Origin of the sequence: Dorea sp. YH-dor226 (assembly GCF_039832105.1) — a bacterium.
Classification (GTDB): domain Bacteria; phylum Bacillota; class Clostridia; order Lachnospirales; family Lachnospiraceae; genus Dorea_A.
This window is the reverse complement of sequence record NZ_JBDOHS010000026.1, coordinates 1-21,191: the sequence shown is the minus strand read 5'-3', so window position 1 is coordinate 21,191 and position 21,191 is coordinate 1. Positions and strand designations below refer to the sequence as shown.

Annotated in this window: 24 protein-coding genes and 2 pseudogenes; 6 read left to right on the top strand and 20 right to left on the bottom strand. The window is 40.8% G+C overall.

Annotated features, from left to right (window positions below):
• Nucleotides 1-106: 106 nt before the first annotated feature.
• The 16 genes from ABE547_RS14145 to ABE547_RS14070 all read right to left on the bottom strand — a co-directional run bounded on the left by ABE547_RS14145 (nucleotide 107) and on the right by ABE547_RS14070 (nucleotide 13,919).
• On the bottom strand, nucleotides 107-742 hold the full coding sequence (locus tag ABE547_RS14145; protein ID WP_347379343.1) for a DUF87 domain-containing protein: 636 nt from the start codon (nucleotides 740-742) through the stop codon (nucleotides 107-109).
• The gene (locus ABE547_RS14140; RefSeq protein WP_347379342.1) at nucleotides 702-1,400 is read right to left on the bottom strand and encodes a replication initiator protein A; all 699 of its coding nucleotides are present in this window, start codon (nucleotides 1,398-1,400) and stop codon (nucleotides 702-704) included. The genes ABE547_RS14145 and ABE547_RS14140 overlap by 41 nt, the downstream gene beginning before the upstream one ends.
• Before the next feature lies 1 nt (nucleotide 1,401).
• Nucleotides 1,402-1,632 (bottom strand): hypothetical protein, encoded by a 231-nt coding sequence (locus ABE547_RS14135; protein ID WP_347379341.1) that lies wholly within the window; start codon nucleotides 1,630-1,632, stop codon nucleotides 1,402-1,404.
• Complete coding sequence (locus tag ABE547_RS14130) at nucleotides 1,616-1,882, bottom strand: hypothetical protein (protein ID WP_347379340.1); 267 nt, start codon at nucleotides 1,880-1,882, stop codon at nucleotides 1,616-1,618. The genes ABE547_RS14135 and ABE547_RS14130 overlap by 17 nt, the downstream gene beginning before the upstream one ends.
• Nucleotides 1,883-2,725: 843 nt before the next feature.
• Complete coding sequence (locus ABE547_RS14125) at nucleotides 2,726-3,466, bottom strand: hypothetical protein (RefSeq protein ID WP_300335994.1); 741 nt, start codon at nucleotides 3,464-3,466, stop codon at nucleotides 2,726-2,728.
• Nucleotides 3,463-4,641 (bottom strand): ATP-binding protein, encoded by a 1,179-nt coding sequence (locus ABE547_RS14120; RefSeq protein ID WP_300335992.1) that lies wholly within the window; start codon nucleotides 4,639-4,641, stop codon nucleotides 3,463-3,465. The genes ABE547_RS14125 and ABE547_RS14120 overlap by 4 nt, the downstream gene beginning before the upstream one ends.
• Before the next feature lie 225 nt (nucleotides 4,642-4,866).
• Nucleotides 4,867-6,258 carry a site-specific integrase gene (locus ABE547_RS14115; protein ID WP_347379339.1) on the bottom strand — a complete coding sequence of 464 codons (1,392 nt, stop codon included), beginning with the start codon at nucleotides 6,256-6,258 and terminating at the stop codon, nucleotides 4,867-4,869.
• A gap of 3 nt (nucleotides 6,259-6,261) precedes the next feature.
• Nucleotides 6,262-7,233 (bottom strand): helix-turn-helix domain-containing protein, encoded by a 972-nt coding sequence (locus ABE547_RS14110; protein WP_347379338.1) that lies wholly within the window; start codon nucleotides 7,231-7,233, stop codon nucleotides 6,262-6,264.
• A gap of 81 nt (nucleotides 7,234-7,314) precedes the next feature.
• Nucleotides 7,315-7,500: a helix-turn-helix domain-containing protein gene (locus ABE547_RS14105; protein WP_075671598.1), complete on the bottom strand. Its 186-nt coding sequence runs from the start codon at nucleotides 7,498-7,500 to the stop codon at nucleotides 7,315-7,317.
• A 474-nt stretch (nucleotides 7,501-7,974) separates the two neighbouring features.
• Nucleotides 7,975-8,853, bottom strand: a complete 879-nt coding sequence (locus tag ABE547_RS14100; RefSeq protein ID WP_262655208.1) for a DUF445 family protein — start codon at nucleotides 8,851-8,853, stop codon at nucleotides 7,975-7,977.
• Nucleotides 8,847-10,190, bottom strand: coding sequence for a citrate/2-methylcitrate synthase (locus ABE547_RS14095; protein WP_262655207.1), 1,344 nt, complete (start codon nucleotides 10,188-10,190; stop codon nucleotides 8,847-8,849). The genes ABE547_RS14100 and ABE547_RS14095 overlap by 7 nt, the downstream gene beginning before the upstream one ends.
• A complete protein-coding gene (locus tag ABE547_RS14090; RefSeq protein WP_154433061.1) occupies nucleotides 10,162-10,689 on the bottom strand; it encodes a MarR family winged helix-turn-helix transcriptional regulator in 528 nt (175 codons plus the stop codon). Before ABE547_RS14090 ends, ABE547_RS14095 begins: the two co-directional genes overlap by 29 nt.
• Before the next feature lie 51 nt (nucleotides 10,690-10,740).
• A complete protein-coding gene (locus ABE547_RS14085; protein ID WP_262655205.1) occupies nucleotides 10,741-11,244 on the bottom strand; it encodes a flavodoxin family protein in 504 nt (167 codons plus the stop codon).
• Nucleotides 11,245-11,349: 105 nt separating this feature from the next.
• Entirely contained in the window at nucleotides 11,350-12,963 is a 1,614-nt protein-coding gene (gene groL, locus ABE547_RS14080; protein WP_283231171.1) for a chaperonin GroEL, read from the bottom strand.
• Nucleotides 12,964-12,988: 25 nt separating this feature from the next.
• Nucleotides 12,989-13,276 carry a co-chaperone GroES gene (locus ABE547_RS14075; RefSeq protein WP_347379337.1) on the bottom strand — a complete coding sequence of 96 codons (288 nt, stop codon included), beginning with the start codon at nucleotides 13,274-13,276 and terminating at the stop codon, nucleotides 12,989-12,991.
• A 211-nt stretch (nucleotides 13,277-13,487) separates the two neighbouring features.
• Nucleotides 13,488-13,919, bottom strand: a complete 432-nt coding sequence (locus tag ABE547_RS14070) for a MarR family winged helix-turn-helix transcriptional regulator (protein ID WP_154433057.1) — start codon at nucleotides 13,917-13,919, stop codon at nucleotides 13,488-13,490.
• Between the two features lie 340 nt (nucleotides 13,920-14,259).
• Here ABE547_RS14070 and ABE547_RS14065 point away from each other — a divergent pair, with 340 nt between their 5' ends.
• A complete protein-coding gene (locus ABE547_RS14065) occupies nucleotides 14,260-14,700 on the top strand; it encodes an Hsp20/alpha crystallin family protein (protein WP_262655201.1) in 441 nt (146 codons plus the stop codon).
• A 72-nt stretch (nucleotides 14,701-14,772) separates the two neighbouring features.
• Complete coding sequence (locus tag ABE547_RS14060) at nucleotides 14,773-15,306, top strand: DUF308 domain-containing protein (protein WP_347379336.1); 534 nt, start codon at nucleotides 14,773-14,775, stop codon at nucleotides 15,304-15,306.
• A 546-nt stretch (nucleotides 15,307-15,852) separates the two neighbouring features.
• Here ABE547_RS14060 and ABE547_RS14055 read toward each other — a convergent pair.
• Nucleotides 15,853-16,758, bottom strand: a pseudogene (locus ABE547_RS14055) (IS256 family transposase); the annotation flags it as partial.
• 13 nt (nucleotides 16,759-16,771) lie between these two features.
• On the opposite strand from ABE547_RS14055, the pseudogene ABE547_RS14050 reads away from it, so the two are divergent.
• From ABE547_RS14050 to ABE547_RS14035, 4 genes and pseudogenes are all read left to right on the top strand, one after another.
• A pseudogene (locus ABE547_RS14050) lies at nucleotides 16,772-16,876 on the top strand (TnpV protein); the annotation flags it as partial.
• A 91-nt stretch (nucleotides 16,877-16,967) separates the two neighbouring features.
• Nucleotides 16,968-17,417, top strand: coding sequence for a MarR family transcriptional regulator (locus tag ABE547_RS14045; protein ID WP_347379335.1), 450 nt, complete (start codon nucleotides 16,968-16,970; stop codon nucleotides 17,415-17,417).
• The gene (locus ABE547_RS14040; protein ID WP_118084629.1) at nucleotides 17,410-18,765 is read left to right on the top strand and encodes an MATE family efflux transporter; all 1,356 of its coding nucleotides are present in this window, start codon (nucleotides 17,410-17,412) and stop codon (nucleotides 18,763-18,765) included. Before ABE547_RS14045 ends, ABE547_RS14040 begins: the two co-directional genes overlap by 8 nt.
• 121 nt (nucleotides 18,766-18,886) lie before the next feature.
• Nucleotides 18,887-19,024, top strand: a complete 138-nt coding sequence (locus ABE547_RS14035; protein WP_347379334.1) for a cysteine-rich KTR domain-containing protein — start codon at nucleotides 18,887-18,889, stop codon at nucleotides 19,022-19,024.
• On the opposite strand, the gene ABE547_RS14030 is transcribed toward ABE547_RS14035, so the two are convergent.
• Genes ABE547_RS14030 through ABE547_RS14020 form a run of 3 tightly spaced genes read right to left on the bottom strand, consistent with a single transcriptional unit; the run spans nucleotide 18,962 to nucleotide 21,163 of the window.
• A complete protein-coding gene (locus ABE547_RS14030; protein ID WP_347379344.1) occupies nucleotides 18,962-19,387 on the bottom strand; it encodes a hypothetical protein in 426 nt (141 codons plus the stop codon). The two genes, ABE547_RS14035 and ABE547_RS14030, sit on opposite strands and share 63 nt — an antisense overlap.
• A complete protein-coding gene (locus ABE547_RS14025; RefSeq protein WP_347379333.1) occupies nucleotides 19,384-20,184 on the bottom strand; it encodes an ATP-binding protein in 801 nt (266 codons plus the stop codon). Before ABE547_RS14025 ends, ABE547_RS14030 begins: the two co-directional genes overlap by 4 nt.
• The gene (locus ABE547_RS14020) at nucleotides 20,114-21,163 is read right to left on the bottom strand and encodes a hypothetical protein (RefSeq protein WP_347379332.1); all 1,050 of its coding nucleotides are present in this window, start codon (nucleotides 21,161-21,163) and stop codon (nucleotides 20,114-20,116) included. The genes ABE547_RS14025 and ABE547_RS14020 overlap by 71 nt, the downstream gene beginning before the upstream one ends.
• Nucleotides 21,164-21,191: the final 28 nt, after the last annotated feature.

The following is a 21,191-nucleotide window of genomic DNA, read 5'->3' as shown; positions in this document are numbered from 1 at the left end:
TAGCAATAGCTACATCAATCACTATATCAAAGTTGGTCAGCATCCGAAATGCGTGGTCAGTTCTATTGAAAGGGCTGGTCAGCCGTTAATGAAACAAGCGGTCAGTTCAGCCGAAATTTGCAGTAGATCCAACACGGCTAAGATCAACGATTACATTTTCGTCAAACAACTGTGAAGAAGACAGTTCATCTGTTGCGAAAATCAATCCGTTAATTCCATTTGTCAATGACTGCAACCTCGTCAAAAGGGATCCTTTATATGCACCCTTATTTTCAGAATCGTATTCGCTGGATTCGATGATAATTTTAATATTGTCTGCCACATCAGCAAATGTAGGATACAAATTCTCGCCGTACTTGTTAACCGATTTCATCATATCCCAACCGCAGTCAACGTATGCTTTTTCAACCGCGCTCTTCAGGACGGCCGGCATAGCTGCATACATAGGCCAGCACACATTGAAAATTTCTACCAGCCGGTCCAAATGCTCCAAAACATGAATTCCCTTAGGAAAACTAAACGGATTAATCCGGAGCAACGGCGTAAGCATAGGATTGGTTCCATATACTGATACATCCTTACTCATACCAAATACATTCTTGTATTCACCTTTTGCAGGTTCAATTACAAGGAATTTGATACCTTTTTTTCTAGCCTTTCGTAAAATCTGATATACTGTATTACTCTTACCGGAACCAGTACTACCTGTAATAAAGGTATCTGTTCTTGTATATATCAGCATTAACATTATTATCGGCATTATCCGTGTTAACAACTGCAAGATATACATACTCGGATGCTCGCATCGCATCGGATCCATCGTCCTGATAAGATACGATAGGATTAGGATTGCTAATATCAGTATTGATATTATTAGTATTAGTTCCGTGTCGTTTTGACATTTCTTGAGATGTCCGATGGACATTTCTTGAAGTGTCATTTTGACACTTCTGGAAATGTTGTTTTGACACTTCTGGAATTTCCTCCTCAGGAATTGTGGATAACTCAGGATTTTCATCATTTTCCTGTGAAGAATAAATCTGATCCACGCTCTGGTAGAAGTTCTTTACATAGATCAGGTTCGGCTTTCCAAGGCCCTGGCGTTTCTTCTCAACCAGATGGATCTTCTTCTCCAGCTCATTCAGAAGAGTAACGGCCTTCTTGTTGCCACAGTTCATTTCCTCCATAATCTGCTCAATAGTGAAAATGATATATACATGGTTGTTTTCATCTACCCATCCGTGCTTCAGTGATAAGGAAACACGGTCGAGCAGGATTCCGTATAAGAGCTTTGCTTCCATGGATATCCCACGGAATTGCTCGCCTTTGATTAACATCTTAGGGATGGAATAGTAAGCATATTGCTCTGCATCCCCAGGTGTGAAGTAGTCGAATGTCATATCAGTTCACCCTTCCTTCCAACGCAACCAGTTCCTCGCGAAGAGGATGTGCACGAAAAATTCTGCAATCGAGTCCAAACTTGCATCTTGTAAAAAGACAGGTTCTGAAGCGAAACTTCGGCTGATAATACATGCACTGTCTGCAGTTCTTAGGAGCCTTATTTCTTCCGGCGCATTCCGGCGGACGCTTCATCAGCTTGTCCAGATGTCTGAGATTATCTGCTCTGCTCATCAGCTTCACCTGCCTTTCTCATTCTGTGAAAACCTTTGTAGCAGATACCGACGCAAGGTCTGCTCTGACCGTAAGTGCAGCCTTCGCAAGGATTCGGTACCTTCGGCGGCGCTGACATGAGGTAGTAGCAGTTGCTCTTGCCCAGCCGGCATTTATTCTTATGTCTGTTCCAGAAGGAGCAATCCCTGCAGTCCTCTGGCTTCTCTTTTGCATATCTCGGTGCAGTTCCGAGTTCTTTATTTTTCTTCATGGATCATCACTCCCGGATTCGTTGGATTCTGTAGTAATAAAAAAACGTGTCTGAAATCGCTCATATCAAGCAATATCAAACACGCGCAAATGCATTCTGTATTCCATTCTATATTCCATAACACCATTGAACCCGTAACGTGACTCTCGCAATTTAGCTAAGAATCTGGCATGGTTTCAGGTCCGATTAGCAAGGTGCCCTTTTTTCTTAGCAAAAAAAGTGCAATTTGCAAAGAAAATTAGCGGGCTAAGCCAAGTCGGAGGTATCCGTTCAGAACCGGTTCTCAATTAGCTGGCTAATCGATTTTGATGGGTTCTGTTACGGGTACAAAAAAGGCGGGAACTCAAAAACCTTGAATTTCCGCCATTTCTGGGACGTTCCTACCCGGATTCGAACCGGGGGCCTACTGCTTAGGAGAGCTCTGTGGTTCTGTTAATCCCTGTCAAGAACTGATATATTTAGCCCTTTATTATCAAGGACTTTTTTTATTTTCGAATCAAATTCTGGTAATCTGAATACCCTTTCTGTCAAGACCAGATAAGACCTGAAAATTAGCAGATTCTTTGCAGCTGCTAACATCCGGGGAAAGCTCTGTTGTTACTGACAGATATCATATTCCGGCTACCATCCCCTTACAAGCGGGAATGATAAACAATATTCAATTGACCAGATTTCTATTATTACTATACACCGTTATTGAAAATTTGTCTATGGTGTTTCGACCACGACAGCCGACTTAAATACGAACATATCCAGTTGCCGGCCCGGCACTATTATCCCAAAATCCCCTTCATTTCAGTAATATCTCCATCATTTTGTCGCTAAATGATGGAGATATTTTCTTTATTCACCCCAGGCTACTTTTACTGCTTTTTCAAAATATTTAGCAGAATCACACAGATCAATTACTTGTTTCCAATGACTTTCCAAAGTAGGAATCAGCTGCTGGTATATACGATTATTCTTTTTATGACCTGGTATTCTTATTCCATGGTAATCCTTTTTTCTGGAAATAATATCCTCCCATGGATTTTGGATTTTTTCTATCTCCTCCATAGGATCAAAAGCAGCAACAATCCATGTATCTGTACTGTCACATGGCACCGTAATAATAATATCATTTCTCTCGGTATCTGTTCCAAGCCATTGTAAAACACAATGTGTTATATGGCTGCGATATCCTTCCGGTGTGTTCTCATGATCTTTACACGGAATATCTACCGGACATGAGCCATCTATTAACGTTTCACATCCTAATGGATGAACTTTCCCCTTATGCTCGCATTCGACAGTTGCACACCGACAATGAACCTCTTTTTCTTTCCGAGCCACGTCACCATCCATTTGAATTACAATCATATCAATCTGAGGAGAGATACCCTTCATAATCTTATCCAGATTCTGTCCTGTAGACTCACACCAGTTCCATACACCTTTCCACCCATTTCCGTACTCGCCTAGCATATTTTGTTCCGGCTGAATTCTCAGATAATCATTTTCTTCTCCGGTTATCTGATCGATCATGCATTTAAGTACAAGATAATCTGTCGGTCCTTCACCTACAATTCCTATCCTCTTTTTCATAACAGTTCCGGAACACCTCCCAGAAGTCCGTTAATCCAAAGTCTGGATAAGGATTGTCCTGTTTCTAAAAGTTCTTGAGAAATCTGGATTCTATTTAATTCAGCGTGCCCATACTTATTTTTATTAATGGCAAACAGTCGTATCCTATCATCCGCCAGATTCAGTCCATCCAGTACAAGGGGGTTATGTGTTGTCATGAAAACCGTCTTGTCGCTCTCAATTATCAGCTGACTGAATACTTCTGTGATTCTTTTTGCCAGTCTAGGATTTAAAGCATGATCAAAACTGTCAATCGCAAACATTCCCGGCACATCCGGGTGCATAGCCAGTGTCAGCATAAACAGAACATACAAAGCACCTTCACTGGCATCATATCCGGTAAATACTGCTTTATCCTTTAAAAAACGATCCTGAAATTCGATGACCTGTCGTGTACTCGGAACTCCCGGATTCAGATTCGACTTTTTGGGCCTTGCGATATGAATATCCGATGCCCACTCGATTAATTCAAGAACATCATCCATGCTCATTGCTCCAAACATTATCTCATCATCTACAGCCGAGAATAAATCCTCCATTGCATCAGCAAGTCTGCCGCCATTCAGTCCGATTGGCGTAACCTGTGTAGGATCTGCCACATTTCCACGCAGAGTAAGAGTATCCGGCTGATAAATCCCGTACCCAGAGATATAGTTTCCCATATCTGTATATTCTTCTCCGTTCAGTTTTTCTGACAGAGCATAATATCCTACCTTATTATTTAATTGTACGCTTGATCGATTACTTCGTCCAAATACATTTTCTCCGTTTTTAGAAACACTTTCCGAATGATATTTCCAGGTATCATCATCTGCAGGCGTAGTAAGATGTACAGAATATTCATACTCGTTTTTATTTCTCTCCCAGCTCATGGCAAAATCAACCGTTGGCATACTTCGTTCAATAGAACGAAACTGCGACTTATATAATGATGAAGTACTAAGCCGAACCCCCTTCCGCTGAAGACTATTATTATTCACACGGTCTGTCATGGCTGCACTCAGCACACCAATAGCTTCCAGAACAGAAGATTTTCCTGAACCATTGGCGCCAATAAAAACATTGATATTCCCAGGGCAGAAAGACACATCATAAAGTGATTTGAAATTTTTAATTTTGATTTCTTTTATATTCATTGAATCCTCCTCTTATCCCAAGTTTCTATAATATCTAATCTGATTTAATTATAATAATGTTTGAAAAATATGTCTATATCTAAACTCTAAAAAGCCTTTATTTTACAGCAATTAATTTATTTTAGATTTTATGTTTTTCTCTTTTTTTTGATACCTAAACAAATATTAGATATTATTCTTATTACATTATTTCCCTGTTTAAAACAGAATAAACAAATACTTTCATTACTTCATTGTCTTCGCCAATGATGCAAGTAATGCCGCCATCTCCGGATTGGAGAGGACCTTTGCAAGCAGTTCTGCATCCACACCTTCCGGAACCGCTACCGTGTTTTGTGCTGTATTCGGATGCATCTGCGGATCCAGATTTTTCTTCTCATAAAAAGCCTCTTCAAATAATTCTGCATTTTTCTTCCGGTCGTCATCCAGGATATGGGAATATACATCCGTAACCATGCTGACCTGAGCATGTCCGGAGTCGCCCTGAACTGCCTTGATATCTCCACCATTCAGTTTCAACTTATAGGTAACACTGCTGTGTCTGAGACTGTGGAAAACAATCGGTGGGAGATCATAGTCCTTAATCAACTGATTCAATGGCTTCCGGATCGCGCCATCCCCCAAAGGAAGACCAAACGTACTTGCCATGACCAGGTTATAGTCCATGTATTCATCTCCAAGAACTTCCTTTGTCTCATCCTGTTTTTCTTTCCATTCGATCAGCATCTTTGCGACAGACTTTGGAAGGAAAACCTTTCGGACACTGCTGTCTGTCTTCGGTGTTTTCAAAACACAGACTGTTTTATTGGTCTTGCTTTTTTCCGGAAATATCAGCAGCACATCTTTTGCATCCAGCTCTTTTAAAGCGGATTTGCTCACTCGCTGGGATTCCTTATTAATAAACAGATATGCCCGATTTTCCTCAATTGCTTCCTCCGAGATATCCACACAATCCCAGGTAAGCCCCAGAAGCTCACTGATCCGGAGAGAGCAGGAGAAGGAAAGGTTCATTGCCAGCTTTAGCCGATCATCCTCACATACTTCCAGTGCATACATCAGAGTTTCAGCAGTCCAGATCTCCCGTTTCTTTGTTTTATGCTTTGGTACGGTCGCATAGATACAAGGATTTTTCTCCATCAGCTCCCATTTGACAGCCTGTTTAAAACAGCTTCGGAGGAGTTTATGGATATCTCTGATGGTACTGGTAGATACATATTCATTCTTTCTTTTCCCAATTATAGGATTGACCACAGCCGGAGCTTTCAACAATCTCTGATAATATTTTTCAATAAAACGGGTATTGATCTCCGACAGTTTTTCATCCCCGATGATCGGAAGGATATAATTATTTATGAGAGAAACATTCCCATCATATGTAGATAATGCCCAGTTGTCTTTCCCATACAGGGCAACGTATTCTGCCAGAAGATCCTTCATGGTTTTACACTGCGGGATTATCATGGATCCCATTTCTTCTTTATACTCGATTTCTTTCTTGCGTTTCTTTGCCTCTGCCTTTGTAGCATAAGTTTCCCATTTCTGCTTCCGTTTCCCGTCTGCATCAGTATAGGAATAGATCACATTAAATTTTCCATTTCGTTCTCTGATCGATGCCATAATCTAACAGCCCCTTTCTGTATTTCTCTTTTCCAGCCACGCTTCAAATTCTTTTCGTTTGATCCGAACATGGTTCCTTATTTTTACAACCGGAAAATATCCTTTTGTGTACCAGACATTTATCATGGACCGGCTGACCTTTGCCATAAAGGCTGCTTCATCTATAGTAAGATACTGCAGATTGCCATTCCTTCCTCGTTCCCCGGTCTGTGCCAGTTTCTTTCTCCGATAATTCGCCAGTGCCACATTTTCTTCCATTGCCAGTTCTTCATAATCGTTCGCCGGATCCAGATGATATTCATCCTGTCCGTCCAGAAACTTCTGAAAGCTTTCCTTCGTGATTCTTTTTCGATCAGCGATCGTAACGAACTCAAAGAAATGCTGATACTTTTGACTATTCAGGATGCCATATACCTGATTTCTGGTGATTCCCAGCTGTCTGCCCATTTCCGGCATAGTGAGAGTTGCGGCCTCCATTTCCGCATCCCTCTTTTTATCCTCCTTCGTGCGGTATCTGGACTGTCCGTCATACCATTTCTGAAATGCAGCTTTGGGTACACGTTTCCAGTAATCCACAATCACGACCTCGATATTATTCCGCTTGATCAGATCATAAACAACACCATCCGTAAGCTCCAATATTTCTGCAAGCTCCGGAACAGAATAGGACCATTCTTTCAATTCCTTCCCCGGTTCTTCGCCGGTGACTTTATGATATTTAATCTGATTCGCATACCACTTTTCAAAACTCTCAATATTGACCCGCATCTTTCCGGCAATCTCTTTGGTCTCAAAAAAGTTTTTATGTACCAGCCAATACCGATCCGTCTTTTTAAGCCCCAGGAGCTCGCCCATCTCAGAAACACTCATCCATTTCTTTTTCGCAGAAGACAGCCTCTTGTATGGGCTGTTTGCTTTCACTTCCTTTATCAGTTCTTCGTATTCCCCGGTATTCATTTTTCCCTTCTCATCCATGAAGCTTTCCTCCTTCTTCCCATACCATATCGCACTTTTTCAAAAAAATTTAGGATGTCGATTTTTCATCCGGATAGGAGATTAGTTGGAAGATTCCGGCAGCTTATCCAGCCAGTCATCAAAGCTCTTTTTGGAAATACGGTACTTTCCGCCATCCAGCTGGATCCACCGAAACTCATTTTTCTTCAGAAGGTTATATATTGTCGGTCTGCTGACTCCAAGAATTTCCTGTAACTCTTTTACTGTATAACATCTTTTCTCTGACATATGTCATTACCTCACATTTCATTATTTTAGAGGCGGCATTCCAAATACTCCCGCAAGTGACGGGGCATTTGGCTCTCGCGGCAGTCGCCAAATGGACATGCAAGCATGTCCGCTTGGCTCGTTGCTCGCGGATATAAATGTCCCTCTATATATCCAAAGTTTCAGAGGGGCTTATACAACATGTTTTAGTTAAAAAAAGTCAAGATGAGAAAAATGGGCAAAAGAAAACCTCCGTATGAATCGAATCATACGAAGGTAACATGTTCTCATTATGTTGTATTTATTCCATGATATTGTCATTTTAAGAAACAGATAAACTGGAGGTTATCTCTTACAAACAGTGTTCATCAATACAATCACAACTACACAGTAAATTCCTGTTGTCCTATTGTCCTATTTGTGCTATATCATATATATCTTTTCATTCATCCATGAAAACTTAGTTTACAATCATTATCTTCTTTACATAAGAAATTATATAATAATATTTAAAACTCCTAAAACTGCACCTACTAAAGCCCCAAGATTTACAATTGTATCCAATTCTTTTTTCATCACAGTCAGCACCAGTTTCTCCAGACTATCTACATTCATAGCATTGATTTTATCTTCGATAATTTCTGCAATATTCAAATTACCGATCAGCTTTCCGATGACAGAATCAATTGCTTTGTGATAAAAATCTGCTACTATTTTTCGAACGGCTCCTTCCGAAATATTCATATGGTTACAGAGATCTATGACAGATTGTTCTCCTAACGTATCAATTTTAGTTTCCAGTTCTTCCTTTATAAAATCTGGTCCTTTTTCATTAATATACTTTACTATTTCTCCTCCAACAGGCTGTATCAGGGAATTAAGCATTTCATCATTCAGAAACATTTCCAACATGGAGCCCTTTGTTTTGGCTTTAACAGCTTTTCCGGCTTCCTGAACAATAAGATTATCCAGATTCATATGTTGAACAGAATCAAGGATCTGGCTGGACAGTTCAGAAATCAATCTGTTTTTTATCTCTTCATAATTCAACTCGGACGAACATACTTTTGAAACACAGGTATGAAGATCAACAGATAATCCCTGAACAATCTGATCCACAACAGCATTTTCTGTTTCCAAAGAAATCATTTTCTGTTTAATATCATCTTCCGTTAGAAGATCGTCCGCCACAATAATTCCGATTGCTCTGGCAAGCCTTGGCTTTCCTTTAGGAATTGCCCCCGGAGTAAAAGGAAGTTTTCGTCCAAAGATTCTGACTTCCTGTTTAGGATAAAACAGCATTTTGACAGCGATATAATTAGTACAGTATCCAATCAATGCCCCTATAATGGGTCCTGCCAGTTTTTCTAACATTTTTCTTTTTCCTCCATAACACTCATATAAGCCGGACGGATAATCTTATCTGTGCAGATCAGTTCTTCCATACGATGCGCACTCCACCCGACTACCCTCGCTACTGCAAAAATCGCAGTATATAATTCACGTGGAATGCCTAGCATGTCATATACAAATCCGCTGTAAAAGTCCACATTCGGGCTCACTCGTTTTATAGTATTTCTGTTTTCTGCAATCAGTTTAGGTGCAATCACTTCAACATTCTCATAGAGCTGGAGATCGCTCTCCCGGCCTTTCTCTCTTGCCAGCGCTTCCACATATTTTTTAAATACTCTTTCTCTTGGATCCGACAATGTATACACCGCATGTCCCATTCCGTAAATCAACCCTTTTTTGTCAAATACCTGTTTGTCAATTATCTTCATAAGATATGCTGATATTTCTTCTTTATCAGAAAAATCCTTTACATTTTCCCGTATATTATCCATCATCTCCACAACTTTTATGTTTGCGCCGCCATGCTTCGGTCCCTTCAAAGATGACATAGCGGCAGCAATTGTTGAATATGTATCTGAACCGGAAGAGGTCACCACTCTGGTTGTAAAAGTAGAATTATTTCCGCCGCCATGTTCCATATGAAGAATCAATGAAGTATCCAGAACTTTCGCTTCAACCGGTGTGTATTTCTGATCATGCCTGAGCATCATTAGAAGATTCTCAGCTGTAGACAGTTTCGGATCCGGATTATGGATATACATACTCTGGTTTTTTTCGTAATGATTATAGGCATGATATGCATATACAGCAAGGAGTGGAAATTCACTAATCAGTTGGATGCACTGCCGCAACGAATTACTGACGCTGATGTCTTTTGCCTTTTTATCATAAGCAGCCAGTGTCAGAATACTTCTTGTCATTGAATTCATAATATCCTCAGATGGTGCCTTCATAATAACATCTCTGGTAAAGTTCGTTGGAAGCGTTCTGCATGTGCCAATCACTTCCCGGAACTTTTTTTCTTCATCTTCTGAAGGCAATTCCCCCATCAACAGAAGATAAGCGATCTTTTCAAAACCAAGCTGTTCTTCTCCAAGATTGCCAATCAATTTTTCTACCTTATATCCACGATACCACAATTCCCCGTCACAAGGTACTTTTTCTCCATCTTTCACACATGATGATACAATACGGGAAATCTTAGTCAAACCGGTAAGCACACCTTTTCCATTTTCATCCCGCAGCCCCCGGTTAACACCAAACTCTTCATACAATCTAGGATCAATATGATCATTTTTCCGGCAGATAGCTTCATTCTGCACAGCATAATCATTCATCCGCTTCATCAGCTCTCCCATACGAATCGACCTCTCCCATCCCTTTTATTTCGCTGCACATCAGGTTATCCAGTTGTTTCATCATTTTTAATAACATGATCAAATTATCTTTTCCGAATTTGTTGATCACTTTTCCATAACATTCTCTCAGAATCATTTCCTGACCCTTAAACAGTTTCTGTCCCGTTTCTGTAACAGTCACATATGTTCCTTCACTTCCGCTTCCTTCATAAGACCACAGTACCAGTCCACGATCTTTCAGCTTTTCTACCATTTTTGATGTCTGCCGTATTGTCAGCTGCATCTTTTCTGATAAATCCTTTAAATACGTTCTCCCATTATTATTCGGAGAATTTTCTCTCTCAGATTCTATAGTATACAAAGCAATATACTCCTGAAGAGTCATTTTACGAAACAGTTCCTGTATTTTTCCTTTGTTCATCAGATACCGACGATAGGTTAATTCATTTGTAAACTTTCTGATTTCATTTGCATTCAATATTTCTCTCTGCTCTGGCATCTTCAACCGCTCCTCTCTTTTTATTTACATCAATACATGTTATTTTCTTATTTAATCCCCAATTTCTGCCTGAATTTTAATGGCAAAATCAACCGCATTTTCCAGATCTTCTTCATCCGGATGGGTATTTCCCAGTCGAAACATCTGCTGCATCTCTTTTTCTTTACTTGGCATCTGGCTGATCATAATTTTCCTTCTATCTGACTCCACATTCCCCTGACAGAGAAACATTCCCAGATACTCTCCCTCATCCGGGTACCAGACTTCAAGATTTTTTTCAAGCTTTTCTTTATATTGTTCTGTCGGCACATAACCGCAGGTAACGAACACTGCATATTTTCCGCCTGTAATCTGCTCAAATACATCTGAGATATCCATGCTGCAGGAATAACCATGAATTCCAAACCCGATCAGATAGACATCCGCCGCAGGTATATCCTGCTCTGTATCAATATCTACAATTGTTTTATCCTCTGTATTTAAAGCACCATAGATCTTTTCTGCTATTAAACGTGTATTGCCACTTTTTGACTGATATATAACTGCATATTTCATAATGGACCTCATTTCACATAAAAACAGAAGCGAACAAAAAGAGGAGATGTACCAGCCATCTCCCCATTTTGTTGCTCGCCAATGATTTGATTTTACCTGTTCTCTTTAATACATTTCCGGCTGTGGCTGCGGCGCAGGTGTATTTTCCTTAATGTCCGCTACCGCAGCTTCTGTAGTAAGAAGTGTAGCTGCCACACTTACCGCATTCATTAATGCATTCTTTGTTACCTTCACCGGATCAATAATACCCTGTTTCATCATATCCACAAAGGTTTCTGAGGCTGCATCAAATCCCATGCCAGGCTCACTCTTCTTTACCTTGTCTACGATAACCGGGCCTTCCAGACCTGCATTTTCCACAATCGTATACAGTGGTGCTTCCAGTGCCTTTGCTACGATTCTGGCTCCGGTCTTCTCATCACCCTCCAGGGCTGCTAACAGTTCCTCTACCTTTTTCTGTGCATGGATATATGCAGATCCGCCACCGCAGATAATGCCTTCCGATACGGCTGCTTTTGTTGCGTTCATGGCATCTTCCATGCGGTATTTAGCTTCTTTCATTTCTGTTTCTGTTGCCGCGCCGACACGGATCACTGCAACGCCTCCGCCCATCTTCGCGATACGGTCCATGAGTTTATCTTTATCAAAATCGGATGTTGTTTCAGCCATCTGTCTCTTCAGGCTGGCGATGCGTGCATCAATGTCTTCCTTGTTCCCGGCACCGTCTACGATCGTGGTATTTTCCTTTGTAACCTTTACAGATTTTGCACGGCCAAGCATATCCATCGTGGTATCTTTAAGTTCAAGGCCAAGATCTTCCATGATCACCTGACCGCCGGTAAGTGTTGCGATATCTTCAAGCATTGCCTTTCTGCTGTCACCATATCCCGGTGCCTTTACAGCAACGACCTTCAGGGTACCTCTCAGTCTGTTGACAATCAATGTGGTAAGTGCCTCTCCCTCCACATCTTCTGCAATGATGAGGAGTTCTTTCCTCTCTCTCATCACATTTTCCAAAATGGGAAGGATGTCCTGGATATTTGAAATCTTCTTATCAGTCATGAGGATATAAGGATCCTCCATGTTGGCGATCATTTTTTCTTTATCATCACACATGTATCCGGAAAGATATCCATTATCGAACTGCATACCTTCGACTACGTCGATCTCCGTCTTCATGGTCTTTGATTCTTCAATCGTAATAACGCCGTTCTCTCCGACTTTTTCCATTGCATCGGCAATCATCTCACCGACTTCTTCATTACCGGAAGAGATTGCAGCTACTTTTGCAATATGATCCTTCCCAGTAACAGGATGGCTCATTTCTTCAATTGCCTGTACAGCCACATCTGCTGCCTTCTTCATTCCTTTTCTTAAAACAATGGCATTTGCCCCTGCTGCGATATTTTTCATTCCTTCTTTTACAAGTGCCTGTGCCAGAACTGTAGCTGTTGTTGTTCCATCTCCTGCAATGTCGTTTGTCTTGGTAGCCACCTCTTTTACAAGCTGTGCGCCCATATTTTCAAAACGATCTTCCAGTTCGATCTCTTTTGCAATGGTCACACCATCGTTTGTAATTAATGGTGCACCGTAAGATTTATCCAGTACAACATTTCTTCCTTTTGGCCCCAATGTTACCTTTACTGTATCTGCCAGTCTGTCTACACCGGCCTCCATCTTTTTTCGAACATCAATATCAAAACTAATCTCTTTTGCCATGATAATTTCCTTCTTTCAACACTTTCTATTTCTCTACAATTGCCAGAATATCGTCCTGACTTACAATTTTATATTCTTCGTCGCCAATTTTTACTTCTGTTCCGCCATATTCGGAAAGAATGACTTTATCTCCTTCTTTTACCTGCATGGGAACTTTCTGTCCGTCTTTACATTTTCCCGGACCAACTGCGATTACTACAGCTTCCTGCGATTTTTCTTTTGCGCTGTCTGGCAGAATGATTCCTGATTCTGTCTTTTCTTCAACATCCTGATACTGAAGAACTACTTTGTCACCCAATGGTTTTAATTTCATATGAATAACCTGCCTTTCTTTTGTTAGCACTCTTGCTTGTTGAGTGCCATCGTGTTTCGCAAAAAATATGTTTCTCGCGAAACATGTTTTATTTTTAAATTATTTATTTTTAAAGTATTATATCATCTGTATTTCTCTTGTCAATAGGTTTCCAAAATAATTTAAAAAAGATGCGAAGCACCTTAACCATTACTTTGCATCTTTTGATCATCTAAATTAATTCATTTATATTTTTCCTGATTTTTTCCGATACTTCCCGAAAAACCTTCAATTCTTCTTCCGACACACCTTTTAAAATCATCCCGTTCATTGCTTCCCTTCTCTTCGTCATTTCTGTTACCAGATCCTTCGCATAATCAGATATTTCATAATGAATATATCTTCTATCATTCTTATCCGGTATCGCAATAAGATAATTTCTCCTGCAGAGACTGTCAACTGCCTGCGAAATATGTCCACGGTTCATCATCAACTGATGGTGGATATCCGTAGAGGTATTATGTGTTCCGCATTTTGACAGGAAATATAATATCTCCAGTTCTGCTCTTTTCATATCATATTTTTCTCGTAATTCAACGCTCTGTTCCTCTAACAGCTTTTTAAACTGTCCTCCCTGCAATATGATATCAATTTGTGTATCCATTTAGTTCAGCTTCTTTCAATGTTTTTTTCATTCTATCACAAGTTTAATAATTCGTCACCATTTAATTTTAAACGACTTTTTTGTTTCCTCTTAATTAATGATTAACATCTGGAATCTATTCCGCTGAATCTAATATCAGTAATTATTTTATTTCGCAAAGTTCACAAAATCTTCACACAATTATTAGCACTCTCTATTGACGAGTGCTAATTCATATGTTATATTACGCATAGAACAAAGAAAGAGAATATGATTTTTCTTCCTGATATTCATAAATCAACACTTCGGGTTTCTCCGATAGTGCAAACTTTAGTTTATGTCATGAAAGGAGATATGACTTATGTTAATGCCTAGTATTTTTGGAGAAAATTTATTTGATGATTTTATGGATGATTTTGCTTTTCCGGACATCGATAAAAAATTGTATGGAAAACATGCTCCCCATATCATGAAGACTGATGTGAAGGAAAAAGACAACGCTTACGAAGTGGCAATTGATCTTCCTGGATTTAAGAAAGACGAGATTCAGATCCAGCTTGAAAACGGTTATGTAACTGTAAGTGCAGCAAAAGGTCTGGATAAAGATGAAAAAGATAAGGAAGGAAAATATATCCGCCGCGAGCGTTATACCGGAAATGTAAGCAGAAGCTTTTATGTAGGAAATAATGTTCAGAGAGAAGACATCCATCCGAAATTTGAAAATGGTATTCTTTCCTTTACTGTTCCAAAAGAGCAGAAGGCAGTAGAAAACAACTCACATTATATTTCCATCGAAGGTTAATCTCAAACGGGCAGGGAATAAAACCCCTGCCTGTTTTAAAAGCCAAATGCAATCGGAAAAGAGGTTTTTGATATGAGTAAAACGACATCAAGAGTATTATGGATTTTAGCCGGAATCTTTCTGATTATAACCGGGATCGGATGTTTGAGGAATCCCGGAAAAATTCTTTATGGTCTTCCCATTATCTTTGGAGTTGCCATGATGTTTTCCGGCATTATAGATATTGTGATATTTGCAGCCGGTCATGATTATATGGCAGGATCTGGCTGGTTTCTTGCTGACGGCATTCTAACCGTACTGATGTCTTTATTCATTTTGGGAAATGGATGGTTTACAGCAATGACTATTTCCTTTATTTTAGGAATGTGGCTGATTTTTTCAGGTATCACCAAACTGGTTAATTCCTTTGACCTTCAAAAACTGGGAGTAAAGGGCTGGGGCTGGTTTACAGTACTTGGAATCCTTCTGACTGTGATTGGTTTTCTGTCATTCACACATCCATTTGCAAGTATTGCAGCTATGGCCTGGGTAATCGGATTTTTCCTGATCCTACAGGGTATTGTATCTGTCATGCGTGGATGCTTTTCCAATCGCTTCTGGATATAAAATATAACAAAAAATAACATTGCCAAGGAGGAAAAAAGGCACCTCTTCATATAGATTCGGCTGCATACAAAATTGTGTGCAGCCTTTTTTAACGAATGCCTAATTCCAAAAACAATTTGAATATTCTTGTGCGATGAAATCGCACTTCCGGAAATCTGGAAATCAGATGTCTGGGAAGTGGAAATCATCTTATGCGAGTTTACTCGCGTAATGTTTTATTGCTAACTTCCCATGTTTTTCCTACTCAAACCAAAACGCGCCATCAATCACATGCTTTCTGCCAACTGTTCCTGTGTAATATTCTTTTCTTTTCGAAGCTCTTTAAGAAAACTTCCAACTTTTGTGCAATTAAGATTGCGATTTCTTTGAAATACTTTTTCATATCCATATCGAGACCGTTTCAAGTTTTGTGTAAACGTTTAAAACTGATATAAGATTTGTGAATAGTTACAAATGGGCAGAGCCGATTTTCCGGATTCTGCCCATATCTGCATTATACAGGAGTTTTTGGGCATGTCAATAAAACCTGCCCAAAACAAGCTGGTTTTACAGGTTGCGTCCAATCAGACGCTCTTCAAAATAGATTTCAAGCTGGGAGTGGATTTGCCCCCAGTCCTGCCTGTGCCCGGTCCATTTTTTCGTGATATCCAGGGTTGCCAGATACAGCATTTTCAAAAGGCTGTCATCTGACGGAAAAACGGTCTTGCTTTTGGTCACTTTCCGGAGCTGACGATTGAATCCTTCAATGGCATTTGTGGTGTAAATTAGACGTCTTACTGCCTCCGGATATTTAAAATATGTGGACAGGGTCGCCCAGTTATCATGCCAGGATTTATAGATTTTCGGGTACTTGGAATCCCATTTATCTTTGAACAATTCTAACTCATTTAAAGCTGTTTCTTCCGTTGGAGCCGCATATACAAGCTTCAGATCAGCCATCAGCTTTTTGATGTCTTTGTAGGAAACAAACTTCGTTGAATTACGGATTTGATGAATAATGCACTGCTGGATTTCTGTTTTTGGATAAACAGCTTCAATTGCCTGTGGAAATCCGTTTAGTCCATCCACACATGCTATCAGGATATCTTCAACTCCGCGGTTCTTTAGTCCATTCATGATGGAGAGCCAGAACTTGGCGCTTTCGTTTTCTCCAACATACATGCCAAGGACGTCCTTTTTTCCATTCATGTCGATACCAAGGGCTATGTAGACTGCGCGTTTTACAATACGTCCTTCGCTGCGGACATGATAGTGGATGGCATCCATAAATACAACGGCATACACTTCATCCAGAGGGCGTTCCTGCCATTCCTTTACAATCGGCAGGATTTTGTCTGTGATTCTGCTGATTGTGCTGTCAGAAATATCAATATCATACATTTCACGCATGTGAGATTCAATGTCTCCGGTGGTCATTCCTTTGGCATACATGGAAAGTATTTTTTCTTCCATGTCCTGAGTTACAGTAACAGAACAGCTAAAGGCAGAAAATCGGCTTGAATGGGTCGGGAAAATGAATAATATTCGTAGCAGAGCAGTAGAGATTATAGATGTAGAATTGATTTGTGTTTATGAGGACAAAGCGGCAGATATAATGTTAAAAGTAGTTGCGTGCGCACGCATATTGCGTTATGATACTGGTGGTTAGGAGGAATATATCTATGAAACTATTAAAATGGCTTTCCGTAACAGACCGATTTTACAAAATCTATTTGGACAAGCAACTTGTCCCCTATGGAATCAACAACAGTCAATATATGTTCTTAATCAAAATCTGTCGTTCGCCCGGTATTCTACAAGATTCTTTGTTGAATATGTTCTATGTTCATCCAAGCAATATTGTACGGACGGTTGCGACATTGGAAAAGCAGGGAATGATTACACGTTCTCCCAATGATAAGGATAAGCGGACATGTAAATTGTATCCTACAGAAAGAGCATTGTCTATTATTGACGAGATACAGATGATATGCGAAAAGACAGAAGCTCTTTTATTGCAGGGTATGAGCGAATCCGAGCAGAACCTTTTTATGGATTTCTTAATACAGGCGGGCAGAAATATCACATCGGAACTCCATATAGAGAGAAAGGGGGAGGAGTTCAATGACTGAAAATCCTCTGGGCTATGAAAAAATTTCAAAGCTGTTGAAAAATTTTGCTGTTCCCAGTATTGTGGCATCTCTTATCGGCTCAATCTACAATATTGTGGATCAGATTTTTATTGGTCAAGGGGTCGGTTATTTGGGAAATGCAGCAACCAATGTTGCCTACCCGTTTTCTACCATCTGCCTTGCCATTGCACTACTGGTCGGAATTGGCAGTGCTTCCCGTGTTTCCCTCTGTCTTGGACGCAAAGAGCCGAAAGCTGCCGCCAAAGCAGCGGGAAATGGTATTGTTCTGATGGGAATTTTCGGAATTATTTATTTGCTGGTTGGAGAAACTTTTCTGTCTTTGCTCCTAAAGGCATTTGGGGCAACGACAGATGTATTTCCATATGCAAAGCAGTATGCCAGCATAACATTGATTGGAATGCCGTTTCTCATTGTAACGAATGGTATGAGCAATTTGATTCGAGCAGATGGAAAACCAAAGTATTCAATGGTCTGCATGGTTGTGGGAGCTATTATCAATACCATTCTTGACCCCATTTTTATCTTTGTTTGCGATTGGGGAATTGCCGGCGCAGCTTGGGCAACAGTTATTGGGCAAATTTTTTCCTTCATACTCGCACTCCGTTATCTATGGCGTTTCCAAACAATCCATTTTGAAAAAGAGTCGTTTTTATTGGACATCAAAGAAAGCATGAAAATTTGCAGCATGGGAATCAGCAGCAGCTCAAACCAGATTGCAGTTACCGTGATTCAAATCATTCAGTACAATTCGTTGACTTATTACGGCGCATTAACAAAATATGGAACAGATATTCCCTTAGCTGCTTGCGGAATCGTTATGAAAACAAATGCCATAATCCTTGCGATTGTTGTAGGAATCTCGCAGGGAACACAGCCGATTATCGGCTTCAACTATGGGGCAGGGCAATACCATCGTGTACGGGAGGCTTACCTGCTTGCGGTAAAATGGAACCTTGTTGTTTCCACAATTGCTTTCATCGCATTTCAATTTTTCCCGCAATCTATCATTTCGCTATTCGGAGATGGGGACGAGCTGTATTTTGAATTTGCTGTTTTGTTCATGCGTACCTATCTTTTCATGGTGTTGGTAAATGGTGTGCAGTTGCTTTCTTCCAGTTTTTTTACCGCAATAGGAAAATCGTTAAAAGGTGCTCTGTTGGCATTAACAAGGCAGACCTTTGTGTTGATTCCGCTTACCCTGCTGCTCCCGCTTCGTTTCGGAATTATGGGAGTATTGCTTGCGGGACCTGTTGCTGATTTTTCAGCGTTTATGCTATCTGTTGTACTGGTGGGTATAGAATTAAAAAAACAAAAAAATGACATGTAAACAACAGCCCTATGTGAAAACATTCTTTTTCCGCCGTTAAGTAATCAAGAAGCAAAAACTTAAAAACCGTTGCGATAAATTTTAAGTAGGATAATATTTAGAAGTAAGGATTGAGAAAAATATGGAAACTATAAAATGGGTTCTATGTCCTATCTGTGGAAATAAAACCCGAACGATAATGCAAGAAGATACCGAATTAAAGAACTTTCCACTCTACTGTCCGAAGTGTAAACAGCAACTGTTCTTTTGCTTTCTTTAAATCTGTCTGATGTTCCCGAATAGCATTCTTTATTTCGATCTTAGATGCATTTGCTGGAAGATCACTGAATTCTGTCAGCTGTAAAATTGCCCTTTCCAGACCATCTCTGATCAGTCCATCTGCCTGTATTCCACTAGTGTTACATACATATTGATAATCAATATTATTGTTCTCTACTTCAATCGTTTGATTTTGGTTGTCCTTATTTTTAACGAAATCATCCTTCTCTAATTCAGATCCGGCTCGCCAATCAGAAGTAGCTTCTTGATTATTCCGGGCGATTAGCCCATGCGCTGAAGCGCGTTCAGCGCATGGGTATCGCCGTTTAGCAAAGGCTGGTCGCAGTTCAGCCCAGGTCATCAAGCATGTGATAGATACTGCCGCATATTAACATCACCGGTTTCGATCCAAGTAGTGTTATGCGCGAAGCGCTCTACGATAGACTCGGCATAAGTCCCGCCTCGCAGCCGCTTGACCCAGTCCTCGCGCTTATAAAGCGTACAGAAAATCGTGGACGTACTGTCAAAGCGGCGTTCTGTCAATTCAAGGATGAACTCGACATCTGCTTTGGACAATTCCGGCATAAGCCATTCATCCAGAACAAGTACCTTGAAAGCTGCATACTTGTTCAGCACCTTGTTCTTTCCACCGGGAAGCACTGATTTCTCAGCGTATTCTTCCAGAAGATCAGGGAGGCGGATGTATCGGGTTTTATGTAGTTGTCTGCAGGCTTCTTTTGCCATTGCACACCCCAGGAAGGTTTTCCCAGAGCTAGGATATCCCTGGAACACAACGCTGCGGCTTTCGTCAACGAACCTGCAGCTAGCCAGATCAGCAATAATGCCCCTGTTAAGAGGTCGTTTGTCAATGTAAAGGATGTCGTGAATGTCTGACTTTGGGAGCCGGAGCTTTGCAGTCTTAATCAACCGGTGTACCTTATCGTTATACTTTCTTTGATAAACACCGTCTGTAAGGAGCTGAAAACGGTCATCAAAGGGAAGAGCCAGCGTCTGTGGATCCTGTTGTTGTATTTCGAGTTCATCAATGAACTCTCCGACATTCATGAGGCGGAGTTTTCTTCTGGTCTCATCATTTAGCATCAGAATCCCCTCCCTTCCGGTAATAATCACTGCCACGGAGATATCCCATGGAGGAGTCATCAGCAGAATAATCGGAAGCGGCTTCTAGCTGTTCTTTATAACTGATGTCTTGATTCGCTGTTAGGATTGCTTTAAGGTGATGGTAACGGGGCACTTTAATCCCTCTGCTGATAGCAAGATCACAGGCGGTTTCCAGACGGGCATCTGTATACGTTCTGCTGAGGCGGAGTATGGCAAGGCAGGGATTATAGCCCTGTTCTTTTATTCCGACGTTGCTAAAGATACGGTCGATGACCTGTCTGGTCGATTTCCCGACTGAACTTGCCCAGTTTTTAATCCTCTCGTCATCCCACTGAACGATGTTGCGAAATGCAGGCGGCATGTCTTCCGGATGCGTGGAATACTTGTTCTTCATGTAATCCGGAAAGCGGTTGTGTGTCGTCAGACGTTCCCCCTTGTGATAGAGTTCCACAAAGCGGTCCGTTACTTTGAGATCGACCTTCTTCTTCGCGTACTGGTACGGGCATGAATACCTGTTTTTCTTGTACACTACATGGAAATCGAGGTTGACGGCACGATCATAGACCCACTCTGCAATCTCATAAGGAACATCAGGAAGCGGCCTCAGGAAATCCCGTTCTTCCTGCAGAACCTCATAACGACTCCCTTCACGTTTCTGAAATGCCTCGTGGTTGAACTTATGTAGCTTGTCAGAAACAGCCTTCTTGAGTTCTGTGAAGGAGTAATACACGTCGTTACGGCACCGGGCGATGATAGACGTTGCAATCTTCCCGACAGTGCCTTCTACAGATGGTTTCTGCTTCGGCTTTCTTACACCGGCAGGCATGATTGCGGTCATGTAATGCGATCCAAGAGCCGCGTAATCATCTGTCAGAATGATCTCGCCTTCCTTTGGATGAGACACGACACCAGTTTTGAGGTTATTGAATATTCCGGCTCTCTTTGAGCCACCAGTCCGGGATTTGAGAGCCACCATTCCGGTGGAACAGAGCCGCTGATTCCGGAGTTTGGGAACCACTTTCGACTCCAGTTACATATGTTCCTTT